Source organism: Acidocella sp., assembly GCF_052326845.1.
In the GTDB taxonomy this organism is placed as follows: domain Bacteria; phylum Pseudomonadota; class Alphaproteobacteria; order Acetobacterales; family Acetobacteraceae; genus Acidocella.
In genome coordinates this window covers 15174-38873 of sequence record NZ_JBKQJR010000194.1, presented here as the reverse complement: position 1 = coordinate 38873, position 23700 = coordinate 15174, and the positions used below count along the sequence as shown (strand labels likewise).

26 protein-coding genes, 2 tRNA genes and 1 pseudogene are annotated in these 23700 nt (G+C 64.8%); 4 read left to right on the top strand and 25 right to left on the bottom strand.

Annotated elements, in window-relative coordinates; translation table 11 throughout:
- From ACLPJJ_RS13140 to ACLPJJ_RS13060, 17 genes and pseudogenes are all read right to left on the bottom strand, one after another.
- Positions 1 to 572: pseudogene (locus tag ACLPJJ_RS13140) on the bottom strand (1-deoxy-D-xylulose-5-phosphate reductoisomerase); the annotation flags it as partial.
- Positions 563 to 1378 carry a phosphatidate cytidylyltransferase gene (locus ACLPJJ_RS13135; protein WP_443591443.1) on the bottom strand — a complete coding sequence of 272 codons (816 nt, stop codon included), beginning with the start codon at positions 1376 to 1378 and terminating at the stop codon, positions 563 to 565. The pseudogene ACLPJJ_RS13140 and the gene ACLPJJ_RS13135, both read right to left, overlap by 10 nt.
- Positions 1362 to 2072: a polyprenyl diphosphate synthase gene (uppS, locus tag ACLPJJ_RS13130; RefSeq protein WP_443591442.1), complete on the bottom strand. Its 711-nt coding sequence runs from the start codon at positions 2070 to 2072 to the stop codon at positions 1362 to 1364. Before uppS ends, ACLPJJ_RS13135 begins: the two co-directional genes overlap by 17 nt.
- The gene (frr, locus tag ACLPJJ_RS13125; RefSeq protein ID WP_443591441.1) at positions 2072 to 2635 is read right to left on the bottom strand and encodes a ribosome recycling factor; all 564 of its coding nucleotides are present in this window, start codon (positions 2633 to 2635) and stop codon (positions 2072 to 2074) included. Before frr ends, uppS begins: the two co-directional genes overlap by 1 nt.
- A 12-nt stretch (positions 2636 to 2647) precedes the next feature.
- On the bottom strand, positions 2648 to 3376 hold the full coding sequence (gene pyrH, locus ACLPJJ_RS13120) for a UMP kinase (protein ID WP_443591440.1): 729 nt from the start codon (positions 3374 to 3376) through the stop codon (positions 2648 to 2650).
- Positions 3377 to 3516: 140 nt separating this feature from the next.
- Positions 3517 to 4422 carry a translation elongation factor Ts gene (gene tsf / locus ACLPJJ_RS13115; protein WP_443591439.1) on the bottom strand — a complete coding sequence of 302 codons (906 nt, stop codon included), beginning with the start codon at positions 4420 to 4422 and terminating at the stop codon, positions 3517 to 3519.
- A gap of 96 nt (positions 4423 to 4518) precedes the next feature.
- Positions 4519 to 5286, bottom strand: a complete 768-nt coding sequence (rpsB, locus tag ACLPJJ_RS13110) for a 30S ribosomal protein S2 (RefSeq protein WP_443591438.1) — start codon at positions 5284 to 5286, stop codon at positions 4519 to 4521.
- 225 nt (positions 5287 to 5511) lie between these two features.
- Complete coding sequence (locus ACLPJJ_RS13105; RefSeq protein ID WP_443591437.1) at positions 5512 to 6219, bottom strand: OmpW/AlkL family protein; 708 nt, start codon at positions 6217 to 6219, stop codon at positions 5512 to 5514.
- A gap of 194 nt (positions 6220 to 6413) precedes the next feature.
- Complete coding sequence (gene tolB / locus ACLPJJ_RS13100; RefSeq protein ID WP_443591436.1) at positions 6414 to 7805, bottom strand: Tol-Pal system beta propeller repeat protein TolB; 1392 nt, start codon at positions 7803 to 7805, stop codon at positions 6414 to 6416.
- Positions 7806 to 7814: 9 nt separating this feature from the next.
- Positions 7815 to 8765, bottom strand: a complete 951-nt coding sequence (locus ACLPJJ_RS13095) for a hypothetical protein (RefSeq protein ID WP_443591435.1) — start codon at positions 8763 to 8765, stop codon at positions 7815 to 7817.
- Positions 8766 to 8786: 21 nt separating this feature from the next.
- Positions 8787 to 9221, bottom strand: coding sequence for a protein TolR (gene tolR, locus ACLPJJ_RS13090; RefSeq protein ID WP_443591434.1), 435 nt, complete (start codon positions 9219 to 9221; stop codon positions 8787 to 8789).
- Positions 9222 to 9914 carry a protein TolQ gene (gene tolQ / locus ACLPJJ_RS13085; RefSeq protein ID WP_443591433.1) on the bottom strand — a complete coding sequence of 231 codons (693 nt, stop codon included), beginning with the start codon at positions 9912 to 9914 and terminating at the stop codon, positions 9222 to 9224.
- 40 nt (positions 9915 to 9954) lie between these two features.
- Positions 9955 to 10350, bottom strand: coding sequence for a YbgC/FadM family acyl-CoA thioesterase (locus ACLPJJ_RS13080; protein WP_443591432.1), 396 nt, complete (start codon positions 10348 to 10350; stop codon positions 9955 to 9957).
- Complete coding sequence (gene ruvB / locus ACLPJJ_RS13075; protein ID WP_443591431.1) at positions 10347 to 11381, bottom strand: Holliday junction branch migration DNA helicase RuvB; 1035 nt, start codon at positions 11379 to 11381, stop codon at positions 10347 to 10349. The genes ACLPJJ_RS13080 and ruvB overlap by 4 nt, the downstream gene beginning before the upstream one ends.
- Before the next feature lie 115 nt (positions 11382 to 11496).
- Positions 11497 to 12096 (bottom strand): Holliday junction branch migration protein RuvA, encoded by a 600-nt coding sequence (gene ruvA / locus ACLPJJ_RS13070; protein ID WP_443591430.1) that lies wholly within the window; start codon positions 12094 to 12096, stop codon positions 11497 to 11499.
- A complete protein-coding gene (gene ruvC / locus ACLPJJ_RS13065; RefSeq protein WP_443591444.1) occupies positions 12093 to 12590 on the bottom strand; it encodes a crossover junction endodeoxyribonuclease RuvC in 498 nt (165 codons plus the stop codon). The genes ruvA and ruvC overlap by 4 nt, the downstream gene beginning before the upstream one ends.
- On the bottom strand, positions 12587 to 13336 hold the full coding sequence (locus ACLPJJ_RS13060; RefSeq protein ID WP_443591429.1) for a YebC/PmpR family DNA-binding transcriptional regulator: 750 nt from the start codon (positions 13334 to 13336) through the stop codon (positions 12587 to 12589). The genes ruvC and ACLPJJ_RS13060 overlap by 4 nt, the downstream gene beginning before the upstream one ends.
- A gap of 92 nt (positions 13337 to 13428) precedes the next feature.
- On the opposite strand from ACLPJJ_RS13060, the gene ACLPJJ_RS13055 reads away from it, so the two are divergent.
- Positions 13429 to 13503: transfer RNA gene (locus ACLPJJ_RS13055), tRNA-Val, on the top strand.
- A 59-nt stretch (positions 13504 to 13562) separates the two neighbouring features.
- Here ACLPJJ_RS13055 and ACLPJJ_RS13050 read toward each other — a convergent pair.
- Both ACLPJJ_RS13050 and acnA read right to left on the bottom strand, forming a co-directional pair.
- Complete coding sequence (locus tag ACLPJJ_RS13050) at positions 13563 to 14090, bottom strand: CBS domain-containing protein (protein WP_443591428.1); 528 nt, start codon at positions 14088 to 14090, stop codon at positions 13563 to 13565.
- A 275-nt stretch (positions 14091 to 14365) separates the two neighbouring features.
- The gene (gene acnA, locus ACLPJJ_RS13045) at positions 14366 to 17056 is read right to left on the bottom strand and encodes an aconitate hydratase AcnA (protein ID WP_443591427.1); all 2691 of its coding nucleotides are present in this window, start codon (positions 17054 to 17056) and stop codon (positions 14366 to 14368) included.
- A gap of 140 nt (positions 17057 to 17196) precedes the next feature.
- Between acnA and ccmA the strand changes: the two genes are divergently transcribed.
- The gene (gene ccmA / locus ACLPJJ_RS13040) at positions 17197 to 17712 is read left to right on the top strand and encodes a heme ABC exporter ATP-binding protein CcmA (RefSeq protein WP_443591426.1); all 516 of its coding nucleotides are present in this window, start codon (positions 17197 to 17199) and stop codon (positions 17710 to 17712) included.
- Positions 17709 to 18353 carry a heme exporter protein CcmB gene (ccmB, locus tag ACLPJJ_RS13035; protein WP_443591424.1) on the top strand — a complete coding sequence of 215 codons (645 nt, stop codon included), beginning with the start codon at positions 17709 to 17711 and terminating at the stop codon, positions 18351 to 18353. Before ccmA ends, ccmB begins: the two co-directional genes overlap by 4 nt.
- A gap of 108 nt (positions 18354 to 18461) precedes the next feature.
- Here the strand turns inward: ccmB and ACLPJJ_RS13030 are convergent, their stop codons facing one another.
- The 6 genes from ACLPJJ_RS13030 to ACLPJJ_RS13005 all read right to left on the bottom strand — a co-directional run bounded on the left by ACLPJJ_RS13030 (position 18462) and on the right by ACLPJJ_RS13005 (position 22697).
- The gene (locus tag ACLPJJ_RS13030) at positions 18462 to 18719 is read right to left on the bottom strand and encodes a hypothetical protein (RefSeq protein ID WP_443591422.1); all 258 of its coding nucleotides are present in this window, start codon (positions 18717 to 18719) and stop codon (positions 18462 to 18464) included.
- Between the two features lie 54 nt (positions 18720 to 18773).
- Entirely contained in the window at positions 18774 to 19478 is a 705-nt protein-coding gene (locus tag ACLPJJ_RS13025; RefSeq protein ID WP_443591421.1) for a CBS domain-containing protein, read from the bottom strand.
- A gap of 65 nt (positions 19479 to 19543) precedes the next feature.
- Positions 19544 to 20317: a helix-turn-helix domain-containing protein gene (locus tag ACLPJJ_RS13020; RefSeq protein ID WP_443591419.1), complete on the bottom strand. Its 774-nt coding sequence runs from the start codon at positions 20315 to 20317 to the stop codon at positions 19544 to 19546.
- A gap of 37 nt (positions 20318 to 20354) precedes the next feature.
- Positions 20355 to 21278 (bottom strand): lysostaphin resistance A-like protein, encoded by a 924-nt coding sequence (locus ACLPJJ_RS13015; RefSeq protein WP_443591418.1) that lies wholly within the window; start codon positions 21276 to 21278, stop codon positions 20355 to 20357.
- Between the two features lie 4 nt (positions 21279 to 21282).
- On the bottom strand, positions 21283 to 22506 hold the full coding sequence (locus ACLPJJ_RS13010) for an MFS transporter (RefSeq protein WP_443591417.1): 1224 nt from the start codon (positions 22504 to 22506) through the stop codon (positions 21283 to 21285).
- Between the two features lie 113 nt (positions 22507 to 22619).
- Positions 22620 to 22697 (bottom strand) — tRNA-Pro (locus ACLPJJ_RS13005).
- A 180-nt stretch (positions 22698 to 22877) separates the two neighbouring features.
- Here ACLPJJ_RS13005 and ACLPJJ_RS13000 point away from each other — a divergent pair.
- On the top strand, positions 22878 to 23642 hold the full coding sequence (locus ACLPJJ_RS13000; RefSeq protein ID WP_443591415.1) for an N-acetylmuramoyl-L-alanine amidase family protein: 765 nt from the start codon (positions 22878 to 22880) through the stop codon (positions 23640 to 23642).
- Positions 23643 to 23700: the final 58 nt, after the last annotated feature.

The window sequence follows — 23700 nt, the reverse complement described above, 5'->3', positions numbered from 1 at the left end:
GTGATGCCGCGCATCTCCTCCAGCGAATGATTGCGGAACGGCCCGCCGGAGGCGGTGAGCACGATCTTGTCGATAGCCTTGGTGTTGCCGTCCGCCATGGCCTGCATGATGGCGTTATGCTCGGAATCGACCGGCAGCAGCGTGGCGTTCGCCTCATCCACGGCGCGCAGGAACACATCGCCGGCGGAGACCAGCGCCTCCTTGTTGGCAAACGCGATGGTGCCGCCATGCTTCACCGCGGCGAGCGTGGGCTCCAGCCCGGCCACGCCGGTGATGGCGGACATGGTCCAGTCCACCGGACGGCCGGCGGCCTCCAGCACCGCCTCGCGCCCGCCAGCGCAGGCGAGGTTCGTGCCCGCCAGCGCCTCGCGCAACTCGCCGAGCAGCGATTCGTCGGAAATGACCGTGATCTCGGGGCGGAACTGCTTCGCCTGCTCCGCCAGCAGCGCCACATTACGCCCGCCGATAAGGGCGCAGACGGCATAGGCCTCCGGGCTTTCTGCCACAAGATCAAGCGTTTGCGTTCCAACGCTGCCCGTGGACCCGAGGATTGTTAGCCGCTTTAGCCCCATAATGGCACGCCTCCATGTACGCAGAACGCCAGCAGTGCCGCCACGGGCCCTGCGGCAAGAAAACCATCCAGCCGGTCGAACAGCCCGCCATGGCCGGGGATCGTGTGGCCGGAATCCTTGACCCCCAGTTTGCGCTTGATCGCGCTTTCCAGCAAATCTCCGCCCTGGGCGCAAAGGCTCAGCACCAGCCCGACGGCGAAAGCCTGCCACGGCTCGGCCTGCAGATGCCAGGCGAGCAGCGCCCCTGCGGCGGCGCCGCTGAGAAGGCCGCCGAACGAACCGCTCCAGGTTTTGCCGGGTGAAATCTTTGGCGCCAGCTTCGGCCCGCCGAGCAGCCGCCCGAAGACATAGGCGCCGATATCCGTGCCCCAGACCACCAGCACGAGGAACGCGGTGTCCTCCAGCCCAATCTCGGGCCGCAGCCTCAGCCAGAGCAGACACAGCCCGCCAAGCGCGGCGTAAGGTACGCCCAGCGCCACGAAACGGCTCTTGTACAGCCAGCCGGTCAACGCCGCGATCCAGAGCATGTTCACGAGGCTGGAGACCGGCCCCAGAAACACGCCACTGCACCACAGCACGGCCATGACCGCGACGAGTGCCAGCGGCCTGGGAAAACCCGCCAGCCGCCCCCATTCCCAGCCCAGCCCGCCCATGGCGATGAGCAGCAGCGCGCTCCAGGCCCAGCCGCCATACCAGACGCAGAACAGCGCCAGCGGCCCGAGCACCAGCGCCGAGGCGGTGCGGATAGAGAGATCCGACCAGCGGTTATCCGCCGATTTATCCGTTATGTCAGACAGGGCGTGCACCAAAGCGCCGCTCCCTTGTTGCGTACTCGCTCAGCGCCGCGGCGAGATGCTCGGCGGAGAAATCCGGCCACAGCACCGGGGTGAAGAACAGCTCGGAATAGGCCAACTGCCAGAGCAGGAAATTGGAGATGCGCTCCTCGCCCGAGGTGCGGATCAGCAGGTCGGGGTCGGGGATGCCGGTCGTGGAGAGGAACCCGGCGAAAACCTGTTCCGTCAGCTCCTCCGGCCTCACCCCGGCCTCCATGGCCCGGCGCGCCGCGCCCACAATATCCGCACGCCCGCCATAGGAGAGCGCCATGACCAGGGTCAGGCGAGAGTTGCCTGCCGTCCTGGCCTCGGCCGTCTCCAGCTCCGCGGCCAGATTCGGCCCGAAGCGCTCGCGCTCGCCGATCACCTTCAGGCACACGCCCTGCTCATGCAGCTCGTTCAGCTCGCTGCGCAGATAATGCTTCAGCAGGAAGGTCAGATCCGTGACTTCCTCCGCCGGGCGCTGCCAGTTTTCGGAGGAAAAGGCGAACAGCGTGAGGTAGCTTACGCCCTGGTCAATCGCCGCCTCGATGATGCGGCGCACGGCTTTCGCGCCCTCCCGGTGGCCGGCGGCACGCGGCAGGCCGCGCGCTGCCGCCCAGCGGCCATTGCCGTCCATGATGACGGCAACATGCCGTGGCACGGGATGAAATGGATTGAGAGACATCAGACCTGGCGGATGTCCTTTTCCTTCTCGGCCAGGCTATCATCGACGCGCTTGATGTAGCCATCCGTGAGCTTCTGCACCTGCTCGGCCCAGTCGCGCTCGTCGTCCTCGGAGATCTCTGATTTCTTCAGCTGCGCCTTGATCTGCTCCATGCCGTCACGGCGCACGCCGCGCACGGCGATGCGGGCGCTCTCGGCATATTTGCCGGCGGCCTTCACCAGCTCGACGCGGCGCTCCTCGGTAAGCACTGGCAGCGGCACGCGGACGATCTGGCCATCCGGCTGCGGGTTCAGGCCCAGGCCGCAGTCGCGGATGGCGGCGACCACGGAATTGATCATCGAGCGGTCCCACACCTGCACAGTGATCATCCGGGCTTCCGGCACGGCGATGGTAGCGACCTGGTTGATCGGCATCATCGTGCCATAGGCATCAACCTTCACCGGCTCCAGCAGCGCCGGAGAGGCACGGCCGGTGCGCAGGCCGCCGAATTCGCGCTTCAGCGCGTCCAGCGCGCCGTCCATGCGGCGGGTGAGGTCGGATTTGATATCAGCTAAGTCAGCCATTCTTGTTGCTCCTTAGGCCTGCGGTTCCGTTATCCGGGTGTAGCGCCCTTCGCCGCGCATGACAGCGGCGAACGCCCCCGGGGCATGAATGTCGAAAACGATGATGGGAAGATGATTCTCGCGCGAGAGCGAAATGGCGGAGGCGTCCATGACGTTGAGGTCCCGCGCCAGCACGTCCAGATAGGTGAGTTCCTCGTAGCGCTCGGCATTGCTCACCTTGCGCGGGTCGGCGGAGTATACGCCATCCACTTGCGTGCCCTTCAGCATTGCGTCGCAGTTCATCTCGGCAGCGCGCAGGGCGGCGGCGGTGTCGGTGGTGAAGAACGGATTGCCGGTGCCGCCGGCGAAGATCACCACCCTGCCCTTTTCCATGTGGCGCATGGCGCGGCGGCGGATATAGGGCTCGCAAACGGCGGACATCGGGATGGCGGTCTGCACCCGGGTCGGCACCTCCTGCTTTTCCAGCGCCGACTGCATGGCCAGCGCGTTCATCACCGTGGCCAGCATGCCCATGTAGTCGGCCTGGGCGAGGTCCATGCCCCCCGCCGCCCCAGCAACGCCACGGAAGATGTTGCCGCCGCCGATGACCAGGCAGACTTCGACGCCCATGGCCACCACGTCACGCACGTCCTGCGCGATGGCGTTCAGGGTATCGGTATCCAACCCGTATTCGCGGGTGCCCATCAGGGCCTCGCCGGAAACCTTAAGCAGTACACGCTTGTAGAGGGGAATCGGGTTCATGGCCTCGCTCATACAGTTCTTGGTGGGCGATTCACACCCCAGACCGCCCCGAATCCGATTCGGCGCGGGATGATCGCACAGAAAGGGCGGCTCCGGCACAATGCCCGAACCGCCCTGGTTTAGTCCAGATGAAGGACGGGTTAAACCCCGGCCGCCGCCGCCACTTCAGCTGCGAAGTCGGTGGCTTCCTTCTCGATACCCTCGCCCAGGTGGAAGCGGACGAAGCGGGTGATCTTGGCGCCGGCCTTCTCGACCACAGCCTTCACCTTGCTCTCGCCGTCATGCACCCAGACCTGCTCCAGCAGCACCACGTCCTCGTAGAACTTCTTCACGCGGCCTTCGACCATCTTCTCGATGATGGCTTCCGGCTTGCCAGAGGCGCGGGCCTGCTCGGAGAGCACGTTCTTCTCGCGCTCCAGCGCGGCCGGGTCGACCTCAGCGACGGACAGCGCATCCGGGCGGGTCGCGGCGACATGCATGCCGATCTGCTTGCCCAGGGCCTCCAGAGCCTCGGACGCATTGCCGTCCAGGCCGACGATCACGCCGATCTTGCCCAGGCCCGGCTTCAGCGCGCCGTGGATGTAGGCGGCGGCTACGCCACCCGGCACCTCGATGACGGCGACGCGGCGGACATTCATGTTCTCGCCGATGGTGGCGACCAGATGCACGGCCTCTTCCGCGACGGTGCGGCCGGTGCCGGGATAGGCGGCGGCCTTCAGGGCCTCCACATCCTCGCCCACGTCCAGCGCCAGCTTGGCGACGGTCTCGACGAAGTTCTGGAACGCCTCGTTACGGGCAACGAAGTCGGTCTCGGCGTTGATCTCGACCATCGCGGCCTTGCCGGGGGCGAGCGCCACGCCGACCAGACCCTCGGAGGCCACGCGGCCGGACTTCTTGGCCGCGGCGGAGAGGCCCTTCTTGCGCAGCCAGTCGATGGCGGCTTCGATCTCGCCATTGGTCTCGGTCAGCGCCTTCTTGCAGTCCATCATGCCCGCGCCGGTCATCTCGCGCAGGTCCTTAACCAGGGCAGCGGTAATTTCAGCCATGTGTTCGCTCCTTTATGCGTTTGCGCGCGAGGACATTTGCCCCCGCGCGCGACGTTCGGTTTTTTTGCCGGGCGCCTTGCGGCACCCGAAACAATATCAGGCGTGCGCCTCAGCTTCCGGCGCCGCGTCCAGGATCGGCTCAGCAGCCTCGCCCAGGTCGATTCCGGCGGAGCCCAGCTCGGCGGAGATGCCGTCCAGTACCGCGCCGGCAACGAGGTCGCAATACAGGGTGATGGCGCGGATCGCGTCGTCATTGCCCGGGACCGGGTAGGTCACGCCCTCGGGGTCGGAGTTGGAGTCGAGGATGGCGATGACGGGGATGCCCAGCTTGTTGGCTTCCTCGACCGCCAGCTTCTCCTTGTTGGTGTCGATGATAAACAGGACGTCCGGCAGGCCACCCATGTCCTTGATGCCGCCCAGCGCGCGCTCCAGCTTCTCGCGGTCGCGCGTCATGTTCAGGACTTCCTTCTTGGAATAGCCCTGGGTCTCGCCGGCCAGCAGCTCGTCCATCTGGCGCAGGCGCTTGATGGAGCCGGTGATGGTCTTCCAGTTGGTCAGCATGCCGCCGAGCCAGCGGTGGTTCACGTAGTACTGGCCGCAACGCTGCGCGGACTCGGCCACGTAGTCGGCCGCGGCGCGCTTGGTGCCAACAAACAGCACGCGGCCGCCGGCGGCGGTCACGTCACGCACCTGCTTCAGGGCGCGCTCCAGCAGGGGAACGGTCTGCTGCAGGTCGATGATGTGGACCTGGTTGCGCACGCCGAACAGGTACGGCGCCATGCGCGGGTTCCAGCGGCGGGTGTTGTGGCCGAAATGCACGCCGGCTTCGAGCAGCTGGCGCAGGGAGACATCGGGAAGTGCCATTGGCAGTTCTCTTTCCTTGATCTGATCCGGTTATATCCTCCGCGGGGGGAAGTACCTTACGGCACCGGACCTCTTGGGCTTCCCCAGGAAAGGCCCCCGCGTGTGAATTTGCCCGCACCATGCGGGCGGAGGGGCATATGGCGCAAAACGCCCCGCAAGACAAGGCGGAAACGAAAAAAGGCGGCCTTTTGGGCCGCCTCTTCCCGTCGATCAAGCCGGAATGGCTTAGAACTTGTAACCGACGCCGAAGCCAACCACGGTGGGGTCGAGGCCGGTCATCGCATGGACGGCGCCATGGTTCACGCTCGCGGCGGTGGGCAGGATAATCTGCTTCACGTCCACGTTCGCGGTCCAGTTGCCCTGCAGCGGCACGTCGAAGCCGGCGTCAAAGGACGGACCGACGGCGGTGCGCAAACCCAGCGAAGTAAAGCCGTTAGAGGTCTTCGGGCTGGTGCCATAGAAGAACGCGACGGTGATGCCGACACCAACATAGGGACGGATGATGCCGATCTGGGGGAAGTGCCACTGGGCGGTCAGCGTGGGGGGCAGAACCCAGGTGGAACCCAGCGTCGCGCTCTTGCCGTTATTATTGAGCGAGAGGGTGTGGCGGCTGGTGGCTGCAATAATCTGAAAAGACAAATTCTTGGTTACGAAGTAGGAGGCATCGAGCTCCGGCGACACACCGGAGGTGATGCCGAGCTTGCCAACAGTCGGCCCCCCTACAACGTTCACATGGCTACTTACATTCTCAGGGATAACGCCGATGATGCTCAGGTGCGTCATGATGTCGCCGGGCTGATAACCAGTCGCGCCGTTGAGGATGTCGTAGTTGCTGGGCTCCACATAGCCCGGAGCGCTCTGGGCCAGTGCGGGGGTAAACGCGGTGCCGGCCAGCAGAGCAGCGGCGGCAACCGTACGGAACGTGGACTTCATAAAACAGGCTCCCGTAATTGGTGAACAGGACCCGGATAAGCGCGCCCCTTTCAGTACTCTTTGATCTGGAACAAATCTTCAATACTCCAAAATAAGCCCACACACCCGGTTGCAAATAAGCAACAAAAGATTCCTTTAAAATATATCTTTATGGACCAAAAAAAACCGGGCCACTTTGGGCCCGGCTCTTCGGTTCAGGCCAGCAGAGGGCCCCAGGACGGGTCGGAACCGTAGGTCGGCGTGTCGACCATCTGTTCGTTGAAACCATCGATGCCAATGGTGACCAGGCGGGAATCGTGGCCGCCTGCGGTTGGGCTCTGACGGTCGAACATGATCACGCGGCCATTCGGGCAGAAGGTGGAGTTCTCCACCAGGAAGCCCTGGGTGAGGATTCGCTCGCCCGTTCCATCCGGCGCCATCACGCCGATGGAAAACCCGCCCGAGCCCCAGAAGGTGTAGGTGATGAGGTCCCCACGCGGCGACCAGCACGGTTCGGCATAGCGGCCGGGGCCGAAGGAGATGCGCTTGGCGCCGGAACCGTCGGCACCCATCACGAAAAGCTGCTGGTTGCCGTCACGGTCCGAGTTGAACACGATCTGGCTGCCATCGGGCGAGTAGCAAGGCGTCACATTGATCGAGGAATAGTCGGTAAGTTCGGTCATGCCGCCGCCGGAGAGGTCGGTCTTCACGATCGCCGAACCGCCGTTCTTCGACACGGACATGAGCAGCGAGTTGCCATCCGGCGAGAAGCGCGGGCCGATGGTCATGTCGCCATAGGCGCCGACCAGGCGGGTCGAGCCGGACTGCAGGTCGAACAGATAAACGCGCGGGTTGTCGCCCTGGAAGCTGACGAAGGCGAGTTGCTGGCGCACCGGGTTGTACTGCGGCGAGATCGCCATGGAGGAGCCGTCGGTCAGGAACTGGTTGTTCGCGCCGTCGTAATCCATGACCGCCAGGCGGCGGATCGGGCTCGTCGTCGTACCAGTCTCGGAGATGTAGGCGACGCGCGAATCGAAATAGCCCTTCTCGCCGATCATCTGCTGGTACACCGAGTCGGCTATGATATGCGCGATCCGGCGCCAGTTATCGGCGGTGGTGGTGTAGGCCGTGCCCTGCAACTGCTGCTGCTGCTGCACGTTCCACAGGCGGAACTCCACACGCAGCTGGCCGCCGCCGGCATCGGTGACGGAGCCGGTGACCAGCCCCTGGGCGCCGAGGAGGGTCCAGTTCTGCCACACCGGCGTGCCGTTATTCACGGAGTTGGGCACAAAGCTGGACTGATCCAGCGCGCGGAACAGACCGGAATGGGTGAGGTCGCTGCCGATCACGCTGGTGATCTGCGCGCCAGTGCCCGAGGTGTCTTCGAACGGTGCGATGGCGATGGGAATCGGCTGGTTCTGCGCGCCGCTCACATTGATCGCCGGGTCGCCACCGGAGGAGCCGCCGCCGCTCGGCGCGGCCGGAGCGGGTGTGGCACCGCCGCCACCGAGCATGCTCTGCGCGAAGGCGGACGGACCGATCAATGTCGCGGCCCCGGCGCCGATGATCCCGCGGCGGGAGAAGGGCGGCAATTTAAAACGTGTCATCAGTACCTCTCACGGAGTGAAATGGAACAGGAAGGTCTGGTTCTGACCCAGCATATAGGAAGGCAGCGGCAAGGTAGCACACTGGTAGTTCATCACCGCATCGACGGCGCGGCTCGCATAGGCGTTGAAATACGGGTCGCTCATCTTGTCCTGGTCCTGCGGCGCGACGACAGCCTGGCGCACCGTGCCCGAGGGGTCGGTCGTCACCAGCAGCATCACGCTGAACCCGGCCAGCCCAGGCGCGCCGGCATCCACGCTCCAGCAGGGGCGCACATGGTTGCCGATGGCATCGCGGTCAGCGCCCGAGAGGCCGGAATTGGCCGTGCTGTTCGGGCTTCCGCCGCCATTGGGCGCACCGCCCTGGTCGGGGTTGTACACATGCGTCGGCGGCTGCACCTGCTTCTGCAGGGCCTGCAGCTTCATCAGCGTGTTCAGCACGTTCTGGCTCAGCGGCGCCGGGGTCTTTACCACATGCTGCTGATGCGTCGGGCTCTTGGCCGGTGCGGGGGGCTGCTTCTCCGGCGGCTGCTTCTGCGGCGGCTGCACGATGCTCGCCACCTTCTGCGGCGGATGCGGCGGTGGCGGCGGCGTGGGAATGGCCTGCGGACTCGGCGCCGGCGGGGGCGGCGGAGGGGCGGGCGCCGGGGGCGTGGTGCTCGGCTTCTGCTCCGGCGAGGGCGGCGGCGGCGGAGGCGGCGGTGGCGGCGCCTCGATCGGCTGTGGCTTCGGCTGGTTCACCGCCAGCGGGCCCTGGTGCGGCACCGGCAGGTTGGAAGGCGCCGGCACCTTGTTCTTCTCAAACGCCTCTTGCGGCGCGGAGGGGCCAACCAAATCCACATCCACATCCTGCTCGGCGCTGGTATCCAGCGGCTGGAGCGGCAGTGTCACGATCGCCGCGATGATGATCGCGGCGTGGACGAACGCGGATATGGTTACGCCCCGGCGGAGATCCCGGTCCAAGATATTGCTCCCCTCCCCGGCTTACTTGCCGGAGCCGGTCGGTTGGGCGAGCAGCGCCACTTTCGTGAAACCGCCCTGGGTGATCGTTGCCATCACCTGCAGCATGTCGCCGTAGGAGACATCCTTGTCCCCGCGCACGTAGACGCGCTGGTCAGGATTGTTCTGCGCGGCCTGCTGCAGCGTGGCGACCAGATTGCTCAGCTCCACCTGCGTGTTCTGCAGGAAGATCTGGTCCTGCGCGTTCACCGTGATAGTGATGGGCTTGGCGTCGGCCTGGGCCGGCTTGGCGTTGGCCTGGGGCAGGTTCACGTTCACCGAGGAGGTGATCATCGGCGCCGTGACCATGAAGATGATCAGCAGCACCAGCATCACGTCCACCAGCGGGGTGACGTTGATCTCCGCCATCGGGCGGTAGCGCTTCTTGCCGTTGCCCGGCCCCATCAGCCCGCCGGCCATTTACTTATGCTCCTCGGTCTGGCGCGACAGAATTGCGGAGAATTCGGCGCCGAAGCCCTCCAGCCGCGACCCGAAGCGGGCGAGGTCGTTGGAGAGCTTGTTATAGGCCAGCACCGCCGGAATGGCGGCCACCAGGCCGATGGCGGTGGCGAACAGCGCCTCGGCGATGCCCGGAGCGACCACGGCGAGGTCGGTATTGTGCATGGCGGCGATGGCCGAGAAGGAGTGCATGATACCCCAGACCGTGCCGAACAGGCCGATGAACGGCGCCGTGGCGCCGACGGAAGCGAGGAAGATCATGAACCGCTCCAGCCGGTCCATCTCGCGCATGATCGTCACGCTCATCGCACGATCCACGCGCTGCTCCACGGCTGTCTTGCCGATCTCGGAGCCGGCGATGCGCGCGGTGCGTTTCCACTCGCTCATCGCGGCGCCGAACACGGCCGCCATCGGGTTGGTGGGGTCGGTGCCCTCGCGCTCATACAGATTGTCCAGGCTGCCGCCGGACCAGAACTCGTCCTCGAACACGTTCGCCTCGCTGTTCACGCGGCGCAGGGTCATCACCTTCTCGATGATGATCGTCCAGACCCACACGCTGGCAAAGAGCAGCACCAGCATCACAAGCTTCACCACGATGTCAGCCTGGAGGAACAGGCCGAGCAGCGACAAATTCGCCGCAGAAGGCGCGGCCATGGCCGCCTGAGTAACCGTATCGTCCAATGTCTTTCCCCAGTTAAATTTTCAGCCGCTGCACCCAGTCGCGCGGAATGCGCGTGGCCCGGCCATCCGAGACACGCGCGCAACCCAGGGCGAGGTCAAGCACAGCCAGCGAGTCGCTGTCTCGCAGGAATTTTTGACGAAGCGTGACTGTCGCCCCGCCAATCTCCCTGAACTCTGTTTCCACGCGCACCACCTCGTCCAGCCTCGCGGGCCGCTGATAGTGCAAATTGACGCGATGCACCACAAACATCACGTTGTACTGAGCAACCATCTCCGAATGAGGCGCGCCCATGTCGCGCAGCGCCTCAGTGCGGGCGCGTTCGGCAATGGACAGGTAGTTGGCGTGGTACACGATGCCGCCCGCGTCGGTGTCCTGATAGTAGATCCGGGTCTCGTAAATATAGATCATTCGGGGAGCAGTAAATCCAGCTGATCTGGGCGATTCTGTGGCGGCGTGAGTCCAAGGTGCCGCCAACCGGCATCGCCCAGCATTCTGCCACGCGAGGTGCGGAGCAAAAGTCCTTCCTGGATGAGATAGGGCTCGACCACATCCTCCAGCGTGTCCCGCGCCTCGGCCAAAGCCGCCGCCAGGGTTTCAACGCCCACCGGGCCGCCATTATGGTGTTCGGCCAAGCGCCTTAAGTACCTGATATCCATGGCATCCAGCCCCTTATGGTCGACGTCCAGCCGGGTCAGCGCGGCATCGGCCAGCTCCCGGGTGATGGTGCCGGCGCCAGCCACCGCGGCGAAGTCCCGCACCCGGCGGGTGAGCCTTCCGGCCACGCGCGGCGTGCCGCGGGAGCGCTTGGCGATCTCGTGCGCGCCTTCGTAGGAGAGATCCATGCCCAGCTTCTGCGCCAGGCGGATGACGATGCCGGTGAGTTCGTCCGGCGTGTAGAACACCAGCCGCAGCGGAATGCCGAAGCGGTCGCGCAGCGGCGTGGCCAGCAGCCCGGCGCGGGTGGTGGCGCCAACCAGCGTGAAGGGCGGCAGGTCGATGCGCACGGTGCGCGCGCCCGGCCCCTCGCCGATGATGAGGTCGAGCTGGAAATCCTCCATGGCCGGGTAGAGGATTTCCTCGATCGCCGGTTGCAGGCGGTGGATCTCGTCGATGAACAGCACGTCGCGCGGCTGCAGATTGGTAAGGATGGCGGCAAGATCGCCGGATTTCTGGATCACCGGGCCGGACGTGGCCTTGAACCCCACGCCCATCTCACGCGCGACGATCTGCGCCAGCGTGGTCTTGCCCAGCCCTGGCGGGCCATGAAGAAGAACATGATCAAGGGCTTCGCCACGGGACTTCGCGGCCTGGATGAAGATTTTTAAATTTTCCCGGCTGGCCTGCTGGCCGGTGAAATCGTCCAGCGTTTGCGGGCGCAGCGCGGCTTCGGCCACGTCATCGGGCAGGCGCTCGCCAGAGGTGATGCGGTCTTCACTCATGGGGCCGCTCTTATACCGTCATCGCGAGCGCAGCGAAGCGATCCATTTTCGTCCCAACACTGTGAAAAAAGATGGATCGCTGCGCTGCGCTCGTGATGACGGATGACGTTGCTGCTCATTTCGCCAACGCCTTCAGCCCTGCGCGGATCAGCACGTCAAGCGGCGCGTCCGCGCCATGCGCCTCGATCCCCTTGGTCAGGGCGGCCTCGGCCTCGGCGCGCCGGTAGCCGAGATTTTCCAGCGCAGAGAGCGCGTCAGCCGCATGGTGGCGCAGCGCCACGACGGGCGGCAGCGCCGCCGCCCCGCCGCCGGGCATGGCCCCGGCCTTCTCACGCAATTCCGTCGCTAGGCGGAGGGCGAGCCGTGGCCCCACGCCGGGGGCACGGCTCAAGGCCGCCTTGTCGCTGCTGGAAATGGCGGCGATGAGCTGATCTGGCGACAACGCGGAGAGAATGCCCAGCGCCACCTTGGCGCCCACCCCCTGCACGGTATTGAGCAGGCGGAACCACTCCCGCTCGGCAACCGTGCCGAAGCCGTAGAGCGTGATGGAATCCTCGCGCACTTGCATCTCGGTAAGCATGCTCACCGCACCGCCCTCATCCAGCGCCGCGAGCGTGCGGGAGGAACAGAACACCAGATAGCCCACCCCGTTCACGTCGATGACACAGTTCGAGTCGCCGATGCTCTCGATGATGCCTTTCAGCCGTGCGATCATGCCGGGCGCTTCCATGCGTTGAGCGAGGCGCGATGATGCGCGTGGCAGATCGCCACCGCCAGCGCGTCCGCCGCGTCGGCCCGTTTTTGCGCAGCACCTGGCAGCAGGCGGCGGACCATAAGCCCCACCTGCTCCTTATCCGCGCTGCCTGTACCGACAACCGCCATCTTCACAGTCTTGGCTCCATATTCGAATACCGGAATACCCACCCGCGCCGGGGCCAGCAGCGCCACGCCGCGGGCGTAACCCAGCTTCAGCGTGGCTGCGCCGTTGCGGTTCACATAGGTCTCTTCCACCGCCGCCTCGGCGGGGGCGTAGCGGGCAAGAATTTCGGCCAGGGCATCGTCGAGCATTTTCAGCCGGGAGGGGACGTCATCCACCGATTCGGTGGCGATCACCCCATCCGCCACATGGCGCAGCCGGTTGCCCTCTGCCTCCAGCACGCCCCAGCCCGTGAACCGCAGGCCGGGGTCGATGCCGAGCAAGCGCATCAGGCGGAGAGCTTCGCCATGACCTCTTCGGGGACCTCGAAATTGGCATAGACGTTCTGGACGTCGTCATCATCTTCCAGAACATCCAGCAATTTCAGCACCGAAGCGGCTTTTTCCTCGTCCAGCGCCACGGTCATGTTCGGGCGCCACTCGATTCGCGCCTCCGCCGGCTCGCCGAATTTCTGCGCCAGGGCGTCGCGCACGGCGAAGAAGCCCTCGATGGCGACCTGCACCTCATGGCCGTCCTCGTTGCTCCCTACGTCATCGGCGCCAGCCTCGATGGCCGCTTCCAGCATGGTATCGGCATCGGCTGCGGAGGCCTGGTAGCGCACCACGCCCATGCGGTTGAACATGAAGGACACGGAGTTCGTCTCCCCCAGCGCGCCGCCGGATTTGTTGAAGGCCGCGCGCACCACGGAGGCGGTGCGGTTGCGGTTATCCGTGAGCGCCTCGACGATAACCGCCACGCCAGCCGGGCCGTAGCCCTCGTAGCGCACAGCCTCGTAATTCTCCTGCCCGCCGGCGCCTGTCGCCTTCTTGATCGCGCGGTCGATCGCGTCGCGCGTCATGTTCTGCTTCAGCGCCGCGCCTATGGCGGCGCGCAGGCGCGGATTCGCCGCCGGGTCGGGCAGCCCCTCCTTCGCGGAGACGGTGATTTCACGGATGAGCTTTGCAAAAATGCGCGCGCGCTTGGCGTCCTGCGCACCTTTGCGGTGCATGATGTTCTTGAATTGCGAATGTCCGGCCATTTTTTTCGTCTACCATCGCTTCTGGCGCACCGGAAGGCGGTTCGTGCAGATTGACATATGCATTCGGCACCACTATCCAGCATCCCCACACCGGGCGCGTAGCTCAGCGGTAGAGCATTCGCTTCACACGCGAAGGGTCACAGGTTCAATCCCTGTCGCGCCCACCACTTCCCCAGAAAATTCAGCAAATTCAAAAGCCTTTAAGGGCTCTGGTGTGCCTTGTGGCTTACGCCACGCGGCCACCCAGAATTCCCTTGATCTTCTCGATCAGCACGCCCTTGGAGGAGAGCGCATCCTCCAGCAGGTTCGCCTGCGCGATCATCAGCATGTGCATTTCCAGCAGGCCGATGGAGGTGCCGGTATGCACGAGAACCGGCTCGAATCGCATCTCCTCATCCCGGCGCATGGACTGCTTGAGCGCCTCGGCAATCGGCGTGCTGCCCTTCAGCGTCAGCGGGCGCGTATCCATCTTGTGCGCCAACTCCTGCAGCGGACGCTTGATGAACACCTCGCGCCCGAAGGGCTGGGAGATGGCTGTGAGCAGCATGCGGCGCGAGACCACCCCGAAAATCTGCCGGTCGGCATGCACGATGAAGCCGGGGAGCGCCGGGTTGTTGAGAAACTCCTGCTCAACGTCGCCGGTGCGTACATCCAGCCCGACGATCTTATCCCACAGCTTCAACTGCCCCACTGAGGTTGGGCTGTTGATGGAGTCGTTAACAAGCAGGTTAACAATCGATGCGATCTGCGACATTTACACCCCCGCCTCGCAGGACTGAACGGTCATTGTTTTCCCTTGGCCGGAATACGCGCCGACGCCGTACGCGGAAAATTGGTCACTCAATGCAATGACATGGCCCCTAACAAGCTCCCCCTCCTGCTTTTGTCAGACCCGGCGCTGCTGGCAAGCGCCGATGCTTGCCCGGAACAACATTTAACGCAACCATAACATGCGCTTACGCAACAAAAAACGGCGCCTGAAGGCGCCGTTTCTGATGGACGGGGGCGCTCGGCCCCCTGCCTTTGGCTTTACGCAGACTTGGCCATGCCGCGCAGCACGTACTGCAGAATGCCGCCATGCTTGTAGTATTCCACCTCGTCGGCGGTATCGACACGGCACAGCACCGGCACTTCCTGCTTGGTGCCATCCTTGCGGGTGATGACCAGGGTCAGGTCCATGCGCGGGCTGAGCTTGTCCAGCCCCACGATGTCGATGACCTCTTCACCGGTCAGGCCCAGGCTCTTGCGGGTCACGCCGTCCTTGAACAGCAGGGGCAGCACGCCCATGCCGACCAGGTTGGAGCGGTGGATGCGCTCGAAGCTCTCAGCGACCACGGCCTTCACGCCCAGGAGCATCGTGCCCTTGGCCGCCCAGTCGCGGCTGGAGCCGGTGCCGTATTCCTGGCCAGCGATGACCACGAGCGGCACGCCATCCTTCTTGTACTTCACGGCGGCGTCGTAGATGGAAAGCTCTTCGCCACCCGGATAGTGCTTGGTGTTGCCACCCTCGGCGCCACCCAGCATCTCGTTCTTGATGCGGATGTTGGCGAAGGTGCCGCGCACCATCACGTCGTCGTTGCCGCGGCGGGACCCGTAGGAGTTGAAGTCCTTCTGCAGGACCTGGTGCTCCGTGAGGTACACGCCCGCCGGGGCCGTCTTCTTGATGTTACCGGCCGGGGAGATGTGGTCGGTGGTGATGGAGTCACCCAGCAGCGCCAGGATGCGAGCGCCCTTGATGTCGGCAGCGCCGCGCGGGGCCGGCGTGATGCTCTCGAAGTAGGGCGGGTTCTTCACGTAGGTGGAACCAGTCGGCCAGGCGTAGGTGTCGGTGCCGCCGGTGACTTCGATGGCCTGCCACTGCGCCGGGCCCTTGAACACGTCGCTGTAGCGCTCGACGAACATCTCACGCGTCACATTGGCGTGCACGGTGTCCGCCACTTCCTTCGTGGTCGGCCAGATGTCCTTCAGGTACACCGGCTGGCCGTCCTTGGAGGTGCCTATCACGGCGGTGGTGATGTCCTCGCGGATGTTGCCGAAGATCGAGTAGGCGACCACCAGCGGCGGGGAGGCCAGGTAGTTGGCGCGCACGTTGGCGTGCACGCGGCCCTCGAAGTTACGGTTGCCGGAGAGCACGGAGGCCGCGACCAGCTTGTTGCCCTCGATGGCGTCCACGATGGCATCCGGCAGCGGGCCGGAGTTGCCAATGCAGGTGGTGCAGCCATAGCCGACGGTCTGGAAGCCCATCGCATCCAGGTCGGCAGCGAGGCCGGACTGGTTGAGATAGTCGGTCACAACCTGCGAGCCGGGGGCCAGCGAGGTCTTCACCCACGGCTTCGGCGTCAGGCCCAGAGCGTGTGCCTTGCGGGCAACGAGGCCGGCCGAAACCAGCACGTACGGGTTGGAAGTGTTGGTGCAGGAGGTGATGGCGGCGATCACGATGTCACCATGGGTGATCTCGTAATCGGTGCCGGCCACGGCCACCTTGGTGCCAACGGCGTCCCGCGCAACGCCCAGGCTCTTGGTCAGCTCGGTGTTGAAAGCGGAAGCGGCTTCCTTGAGCAGCACGCGGTCCTGCGGGCGCTTCGGGCCGGCCAGCGAAGGCTGCACGGTGGACAGGTCGAGCACCAGCGTGTCGGTGAAGGCCGGGTCCTCGCCGGTGACGCGCCACAGGCCCTGGGCCTTGGCGAACGCCTCGACCAGCTTGATGCGGTGCTCGTCGCGGCCGGAGAGCTTCAGGTAGTCCAGGGTGAGCTGGTCAACCGGGAAGAAGCCGCAGGTCGCGCCGTATTCCGGCGCCATGTTGGCAATGGTGGCGCGGTCGGCGAGCGGCAGCTCGTCCAGGCCCTCGCCGAAGAACTCGACGAACTTGCCGACGACCTTCTTGGCGCGCAGCATCTGGGTGACGGTGAGCACCAGATCGGTGGCGGTCACGCCCTCGGAGAGCTTGCCGGTCAGCTTGAAGCCGATCACGTCCGGGATCAGCATGGCGATCGGCTGGCCGAGCATCGCGGCCTCGGCTTCGATGCCGCCCACGCCCCAGCCCAGCACGCCCAGGCCGTTCACCATGGTGGTGTGGGAGTCGGTGCCGTACAGGGTGTCGGGGTAGACGAAGGTGGAGCCGTCATTCTCGGAGGTCCAGGCGACCTGTGCGAGGTATTCCAGGTTCACCTGGTGGCAGATGCCGGTGCCGGGCGGCACGACGCGGAAGTTATTGAAGGCTTCCTGGCCCCAGCGGAGGAACTTGTAACGCTCGCCATTGCGCTCGAACTCCAGCTCGATGTTCTTCTTCAGCGCGTCGGCGGAGGCGGAGTAGTCGACCATCACGGAGTGGTCGATGACCAGGTCAACCGGGATCAGCGGGTTCACCTTCTCGGGCTTGCCGCCCAGCTTCATCACGCCGTCGCGCATGGCGGCGAGGTCGACCACCGCCGGCACGCCGGTGAAATCCTGCATCAGGATGCGGGCTGGCTTGAAGGGCACTTCCTTGGCGGAGGAAGCCTTCTCCAGCCATTCGACGATCGCCTTGGCGTCGTCCACGGTGTAGCTGCCGCCGTTCTCGAAACGCAAAACGTTCTCGAGCAGGATCTTAAGGGTCTTTGGCAGCTTGGAGATATCACCCAGCTTGGACGCAGCCTCGGCGACGGAGAAGTATTTGTACTCCTTGCCGTCCACATTCAGAGTTTGCTGGGTTTTGAGGCTATCGTGGCCGATGGCTGTCATAGGCAAAAACCTTTCTGCTGTTGCCGCTTGTGATTTGGCACGGCTTAAACCATAGCCGCAGAGGTACGTCTATTCCGTAAAAAGGAATTTTACACCTGCTTACAGTTCAAAAACTCTCGGTTTTCCGCGGGGAAAGGCTAGTGTTACAGGGCTTAGGCTTCACCCTGAGCGACGGAGGCATGCTCCTGTTGCGTGGCAGGAATGGCGCAGGCAAATCCACCCTGCTCCGCGCCTTGGCCGGGCTGACCCCGCTGGCGGCCGGCACGGTGCTGTGGGAGGGCGCCCCGGCGCTGCAGGACCTTCCGGCGCATGCCGCGCGCATCGCTTGGCTGGGGCATCTGGACGCGGTGAAACCGGCCCTGACCGTGGCCGAGCACGTGCCGGAGGAGGCGCTGAAACCGGTGGGGTTGGAGCGTTTCGCCGCCCTGCCCGCCCGGTTCCTCTCAGCGGGGCAGAAGCGGCGTTTGGCCATTGCCCGCGTCGTGGCCTCGGGGCGCAAGCTCTGGCTGCTGGACGAGCCGACTACCGGACTGGACGCGGCCTCGGTGGAGCGATTCGGTGCGCTGTGCACTGCGCACCGGGCGGCGGGGGGCATGATCATCGCCAGCACCCACACCCCGCTCGACCTCCCGGACATGCAGGTGCTGGAACTATGATCGCGCTCATCACCCGCGAGTTGAAGCTCTCGCTCCGCCACGGCGCGGATACCGTGGCGGCCCTGCTCTTCTTTATCATAGCTGGCACGCTGTTCGCCTTCGCCGTCGGCCCCTCGCCCGCCGTGCTGGCCGGCATCGCCGCCGGGGTGGTGTGGGTCTGTGCCCTGCTGGCGGCGCTGCTGCCGCTGGACCGGCTGTTCGGGGCTGACTTCGAAGATGGCACGCTGGATCTGCTATTGCTCTCCGGCCTGCCGGCCTATGAGGTCGCCTTTGCCAAGACGGTCGTGCACTGGCTCACCACCGGGCTGCCGCTGCTGGTCATCGCAGCACCTCTGGCGGTGATGCTGCGCATGCCCGAGGCGAAAATCCCGCTGCTGATGCTCAGCCTGGTGCCGGGAACGATGATCCTGTCCCTGCTCGGCACGCTGGCGGCGGCTGTGAGCCTCGGCGCCCGCCGGGCCGCGGTGCTGATGCCGCTCATCACCCTGCCGCTGGTCATCCCGGCGCTGATCTTCGGCGCCGCGGCGGTGACCTCGGCGCATCCGGCCGCGCCTTTATATATGCTGGCGGCAATGCTGATGGCGGCGCTGCCCCTGGCGCCGCTAGGCGCCGGGACGGCCCTGCGGGCGGCGGCGGAGTAAGAGTCCCTTTCAAAACCCTACTATGTCAGCCGCCTGGCACCGCATTTCTGCGCTCCGGTGCTCACGTACTCCAACGTACGCTCCGCTCCGGTGCTCGTAATACGCCGCCTATTGCGTCAGGTTCTTGTCCACCGCCTGCAGGTAGATGAGATACACCACCAGCAGGCCGAGCGAGATGAACACCTGGTGGAAGAACTCCACTCCGCGGCCGGCGGCGAAGACCAGCACCGCCGCACCGATGAGCGGAAAAATGGCAAGACCGACGCGCCGCGTGGCGAACAGATACACCTCGCGGTCCAGCCCCCACCAAACGGGAATCCGTGGCGAGTCAGAAAAGTGCTTGTCGGCATAAACGGAGGTCAGCACGAGGAGGAGACAACCTCCCAACACGCCTAGCGCCGGGGGCAAGGTCATGGGGCGCTAGTCCCCAGGCGGAAAGGCGAGGCCCGAGCCGGGATCGACGAAGATGAGGTTGTCCTTCACCTCCCTCACGCCCGGGGCGTTCTCGGCGATCACGATTACTGCCTGGCGCTCCTCGTCGGAGAAAATCGTGCCATCCAGCGTCACCATTTTGTCCTGCACGGCCACGCGCAGGCCGGATTTCGGCGCCCAGCGGGCCTTCTCCAGTTCGGCCTTGATATAGGCGCTGATCGATTCGTCGGTGCATTCCTGCGGGGTTTCGATCAGTTTGCGCGCCAGCACGCGCAGCAGGTCGGCGCGGCTGATCACGCCCACGAGCTGGCTATCCTGCAGCACCGGCAGGCGCTTGATGTGCTTGCGGAGCATCAGCTGCGCCACCTCGTCAAGCGGCGTATCCGGCGTCACGAACACGGGGCTGTGCGTCATCACCCCGCTGACATGGCGGGCATGGGTGGCCACGTAGTCGGAAGCGACGGAAGCCGGCATGAGCAGGGATCTAAGCCAGCCCGCCTGCTTGCCATCGGTGCCGATTTCGGCACGGCGCATCAGATCACCCTCGGTGACGATGCCGACCAGCGTGCCCTTTTCATCCACCACCGGCAGGCCGCTGACGCGATTCGCCAGCATGATGCGGGCGGCATCCGCGACCGTGGTGCTGGGCAGCACGGAGATGGTGTTGCGACTCATCAGCTCCGAAACTTTCATGGCATCCTCCTTGGAAACTATGAATGTTTCCTTGCGCTAAAACGCCACCTGCACCTTGACGCAGGTCAAACGGCGGCTTCAGCGATGTCGGAGAGCGCCTGGGGGCGGAGCAGAATGATCTCGTGGATGTTGGGGATCTCGATCAGTCCGTCGCGCTTGAGCTGGGAGAGCGATCGGGAGACGGTCTCGATCGTCAGGCCGAGATAATCGGCCAGATCCGTGCGCGAGAGCGGCAGTGGCATGGACACGTTCGGCTTCGGCAGCATGCCGGAGGCGCAGATATCCAGCCGCTCCGCCCAGGAGAGCAGGAAGCTGGCGATGCGCTCGATCGCGGTCTTGCGCCCGAGCAGCAGCATCTGCTGCTGGGAGAGCACCAACTCGTGCATCGCCACGTCAAGCAGCTTGCGCTCGAGCACCGGAAACTCCTCGAACACCAAGGCCATGGCGCTGCGGGTGAAGCGGCAGAGCTTCACCGGCTCCATCGTCTCGGCCGAGAACATGTTCTTGCTGGTCGCGGCGAGGCCGAGGAAATGCCCCGGTCCGGCGAAGCCCGTGATCTGGCGGCGGCCGTCGGGCAGGCTCTTGAACAGCCGCACATTGCCGGAATTGACGTTGTAGAAATAGAGCGAGGGCTCGCCTTCCTCAATGAACACGGTATTGGCCTGCAGCGAGACATGCTGCGCCGCACGGGCCAGGAAGCTCACCTCGGCATTGGAGAGCGCGTCGCAGAGCCCATGGTGGCGGGCGCCGCAATCATCGCAATTCGAGGCAGCCGTACGGCTGGCCAGATTAATGGCCACCGGGCGCCGGAAATCCGCGATCTTGTTCAAAGACGTCATAGAGCGTGTCTAACAACTATATCGCCGTTGATCCATATCAAAGGTCGCGCGGCTGACATGGACTAACCGGGGGTTTCCGGGGCCAGGCCCAGACGGCAAGCCCCGTGACGGCCAGGACGGCCGTGCCAAGGACGCTGCCCTCCGGCCCGGTGGCGCCGCCCGAAAGCAAGGGGCTGCCGGCGGGTACGAGTTGCAGCAGGGTAAAGGCGCAAGCCTGGCCGCTGTCATGCGCGCCGAAGATAAAGTTTTCCGCGTAATCCCAGCCTCCATGAAAGCCGATGCTCCACCAAAGCGAGCCGGTGCGCCGGATGCCCAGGGCGAATACCGCACCGGCCAACGCGGCGTTGAGCACGCCGGAGAGCCCTTCCCCGCTGTCGCTGTAATGCAAGGCACCGAAGACGAGGCTCGTGAGAATGAGCGCGCGCCAGAAGCCGCAGCCCCGGGTTAGTGTCTGTAGCAAGTAGCCGCGGAAGGCGAACTCCTCGGCAAAGCCGATGAGCAGGCTGGAGCCCGCCCAGACCAGGGCATATTCCGGGATTTCACCCACGGACAGCCCGCCCCACCCCGCCCGGGCATGGCCAAAGAGAACAAGCAGCAGGATGAGCGCGCCGAGCACCGCCACCCCGCCGGCAAAGCCCGTGGCGCAGCGGGCCAGGCGGCGCTTATCCACCAGACCGCAAGACGCGAGGCTGCGCCCCTCCAGCCGGACCATGACCAGGCTGGCCAGCAGGACCGGAAGCAGCAGCAGCGCCTCGTTCACGGCAAGAAAACCCGGCGTCAGCGCCGCGCCCGGATGGAAGCGCGGCAGCGGCAGCAGCGCGGCCAGCAGTGCCAAACCGAAGACGGAGCCGGCAAGCAGCGCAAGGAACATCGCCACCCGCCAGCCGGCGCGCACCCCTCCCGGGCCGCGCCACCAGCCTTGCGCACCGCTCCCTTGTTCCAGCCAGCCCCGCAACGGCATACGGTTAGAGCTCGCTGCGCGCAGTCATCGAGACATTGCGCGCCTCGGGACCGAAAAGCATCAGCAACATCAGGATTACCGCGACACACCCCGCCGTCAGCGTGAGCGCGTAGCCGTAATCGCCGCCATGCCGCGCGGCGATGGCAACCTGCAGCGGTGCGTTGACCGAGGCGATGAAATTGCCAAGCTGGTACACGAAACCCGGAAACGTGCCGCGGATTTCCGCCGGGGAAAGCTCGTTGAGATGCACGGGCGCGACGCCCCATGCCCCTTGCACCGCCACCTGCATGAAGAAGGCCGCGATGCCGATTTGCACCGGTGTGCCGGTATGCGCCCAGAAATACAGAACCAGCAGGGAGAGCACGCAGGCCGCGATAATGGAATAGCGCCGGCCGATTCGCTGGCTGAGCAGGCCGAACAGAATGCCGCCCAGCACCGCCCCCACATTATACAGCAGGCTGATATTGGTGATCTGCGCGCGGGTGAATTGCAGCTGCTGGCCAAGGAACAGCTTGGGATAGATGTCCTGCGTACCGTGCGAGAAGAAATTGAACGCCGTCATCATCAGGACGGCGTAAACCACCAGCTTGAAATTTTTGGCCAGAAGATGCCAGGCGGAAACTTGCGTCCCCTTGTGCAGGGTCGTGAAGGCCGGGCTTTCCTCGACCTGCCCGTTGATGAAGAAAACCAGCAGCGCCGGCGCCGCACCGGCGAAGAACATGCCCCGCCAGCCGAGGTAATGATAGACGAACCCGAACAGCAGGGTGGCGAGGAAATAGCCCGAAGGGTAGCCCGCCTGCAGCACGCCGGAGACCCAGCCGCGCCAGCGCACGGGAATCGTCTCCATGGCCAGGGATGAGCCGACACCCCACTCCCCGCCCATGGCGATGCCGAACAGCGCGCGAATGACCAGGAAGGAGGTGAAGGACCAGGCGAAGCCGCTCGCCGCCTCGAAGAAGGAGTAAAGCAGGACAACCAGCATCAGCACCGGTTTGCGGCCATAGCGGTCGGCCAGACGGCCAAAGATGAAGGCGCCGGCCGCGCGAGTCGCCAATGTCAGGGTGATCGCGAAAGCGATGGATGTGACCGACACGCCGAAGGACTTGGCCACGTCGTCGAAGGTGAAGATCAGGATGAAGAAGTCGAAGGCGTCCAGCGTCCAGCCGAGATAGGCGGCGATGACGGCGTTGCGTGCGCGGGCGACATTCCCGGCGATTGTCCCGTTCATTCAGGTCTCCCCAGCGCGGCGGCACCATGCTGGCAGATGGGATAGGGCAGCGCCGCGCCAAGCGCAACGGCGCCCCGTTCCATCACAAAACTCTGATTTTTCAGGAAGAAAGATGGTCGGAGTGAGAGGATTCGAACCTCCGGCCCCTGCGTTCCGAACACAGTACTCTAACCAGGCTGAGCTACACTCCGATGCGGCGAGCCTATAGCCGAACGTGTACGGGTTCCGCAAGATGCCCTGGCAAATTAACTGCCACGAAATCGTCACAGGGCGCACTTTTAAGGAGAATCAATAAGTCCTAGCCAATACCGAATGTCCTATGATAATTATTGCACATGTGCGTGAAATGTGACTCGACTCGTCGTGGCTTTATGGCGCTCGCGCTCGGCGGAATCGCCGCGGGAATCGCCGCGCCGCGCCGCGCCTGCGCGGCCCTGCCGGGAAAACCGCTGATCATGCTTGACCCCGGCCATGGCGGGCACGACCCAGGGGCCATCGCCCCTGATGGGGAGTTCGAGAAGCATATCACCCTTGCAACCGGGCTCGATCTCCGCCGCGCCTTGCTGAGGACCGGCCGCTACCGCGTAGCCATGACCCGCTCGAAGGACGTGTTCGTGACCCTGGAAGGCCGCGTGGCGGCGGCGGTGAAGGCCAATGCCAGCCTGTTCCTGGCCCTGCACTGCGACCATCTGCCCGACCCGGACATGCGCGGCGCCTCGGTGTTCACCCTGTCGGACAATGCCTCGGATACGCTGGCCGCCAGCATCGCCAACGACGAAAACAACAGCGACAGCGCGCCCGGGCAGATCACCGGGGTATCGCCGCAAGTGGCCAACATCCTCGCCAGCCTGGAGACGCGCGCCACCAAGATCGGCTCGCAAAGCCTGGCGCAGGATATTCAGGACAGCTTTCAGGGCATCGTGCCGCTGCTGCCAGACCCGCATCGCAGCGCCAATTTTGCCGTGCTGCGCGATCCATCCACCCCGGCCACGCTGCTGGAGATGGGCTGCCTGACCAACAAGCTTGACGAACAGCGGCTGCGTGACCCCAAGCAGCGCAAGCTGCTGACCGAGCACCTGACCCTGGCGATCGACCAGTACTTCGCCGATTACGCGGGGCGCCGCCTCGCCGGTTGAGGCGGATTGCGGCATTTTTATTCCCCGCGTCCTCGCAGCCATGAAAGCCCGGTGCTAA

What these genes read in the sequence shown, in the direction of transcription:
- uppS (WP_443591442.1), bottom strand. Translation starts at nt 2,072, where the DNA reads ATGTCTCTCAATCCATTTCATCCCGTGCCACGGCATGTTGCCGTCATC.
- frr (WP_443591441.1), bottom strand. Translation starts at nt 2,635, where the DNA reads ATGGCTGACTTAGCTGATATCAAATCCGACCTCACCCGCCGCATGGAC.
- pyrH (WP_443591440.1), bottom strand. Translation starts at nt 3,376, where the DNA reads ATGAACCCGATTCCCCTCTACAAGCGTGTACTGCTTAAGGTTTCCGGC.
- tsf (WP_443591439.1), bottom strand. Translation starts at nt 4,422, where the DNA reads ATGGCTGAAATTACCGCTGCCCTGGTTAAGGACCTGCGCGAGATGACC.
- rpsB (WP_443591438.1), bottom strand. Translation starts at nt 5,286, where the DNA reads ATGGCACTTCCCGATGTCTCCCTGCGCCAGCTGCTCGAAGCCGGCGTG.
- ACLPJJ_RS13105 (WP_443591437.1), bottom strand. Translation starts at nt 6,219, where the DNA reads ATGAAGTCCACGTTCCGTACGGTTGCCGCCGCTGCTCTGCTGGCCGGC.
- tolB (WP_443591436.1), bottom strand. Translation starts at nt 7,805, where the DNA reads ATGACACGTTTTAAATTGCCGCCCTTCTCCCGCCGCGGGATCATCGGC.
- tolR (WP_443591434.1), bottom strand. Translation starts at nt 9,221, where the DNA reads ATGGCCGGCGGGCTGATGGGGCCGGGCAACGGCAAGAAGCGCTACCGC.
- tolQ (WP_443591433.1), bottom strand. Translation starts at nt 9,914, where the DNA reads ATGGCCGCGCCTTCTGCGGCGAATTTGTCGCTGCTCGGCCTGTTCCTC.
- ACLPJJ_RS13080 (WP_443591432.1), bottom strand. Translation starts at nt 10,350, where the DNA reads ATGATCTATATTTACGAGACCCGGATCTACTATCAGGACACCGACGCG.
- ruvB (WP_443591431.1), bottom strand. Translation starts at nt 11,381, where the DNA reads ATGAGTGAAGACCGCATCACCTCTGGCGAGCGCCTGCCCGATGACGTG.
- ruvA (WP_443591430.1), bottom strand. Translation starts at nt 12,096, where the DNA reads ATGATCGCACGGCTGAAAGGCATCATCGAGAGCATCGGCGACTCGAAC.
- ACLPJJ_RS13060 (WP_443591429.1), bottom strand. Translation starts at nt 13,336, where the DNA reads ATGGCCGGACATTCGCAATTCAAGAACATCATGCACCGCAAAGGTGCG.
- ACLPJJ_RS13050 (WP_443591428.1), bottom strand. Translation starts at nt 14,090, where the DNA reads ATGTCGCAGATCGCATCGATTGTTAACCTGCTTGTTAACGACTCCATC.
- acnA (WP_443591427.1), bottom strand. Translation starts at nt 17,056, where the DNA reads ATGACAGCCATCGGCCACGATAGCCTCAAAACCCAGCAAACTCTGAAT.
- ccmB (WP_443591424.1), top strand. Translation starts at nt 17,709, where the DNA reads ATGATCGCGCTCATCACCCGCGAGTTGAAGCTCTCGCTCCGCCACGGC.
- ACLPJJ_RS13025 (WP_443591421.1), bottom strand. Translation starts at nt 19,478, where the DNA reads ATGAAAGTTTCGGAGCTGATGAGTCGCAACACCATCTCCGTGCTGCCC.
- ACLPJJ_RS13020 (WP_443591419.1), bottom strand. Translation starts at nt 20,317, where the DNA reads ATGACGTCTTTGAACAAGATCGCGGATTTCCGGCGCCCGGTGGCCATT.
- ACLPJJ_RS13015 (WP_443591418.1), bottom strand. Translation starts at nt 21,278, where the DNA reads ATGCCGTTGCGGGGCTGGCTGGAACAAGGGAGCGGTGCGCAAGGCTGG.
- ACLPJJ_RS13010 (WP_443591417.1), bottom strand. Translation starts at nt 22,506, where the DNA reads ATGAACGGGACAATCGCCGGGAATGTCGCCCGCGCACGCAACGCCGTC.
- ACLPJJ_RS13000 (WP_443591415.1), top strand. Translation starts at nt 22,878, where the DNA reads ATGGCGCTCGCGCTCGGCGGAATCGCCGCGGGAATCGCCGCGCCGCGC.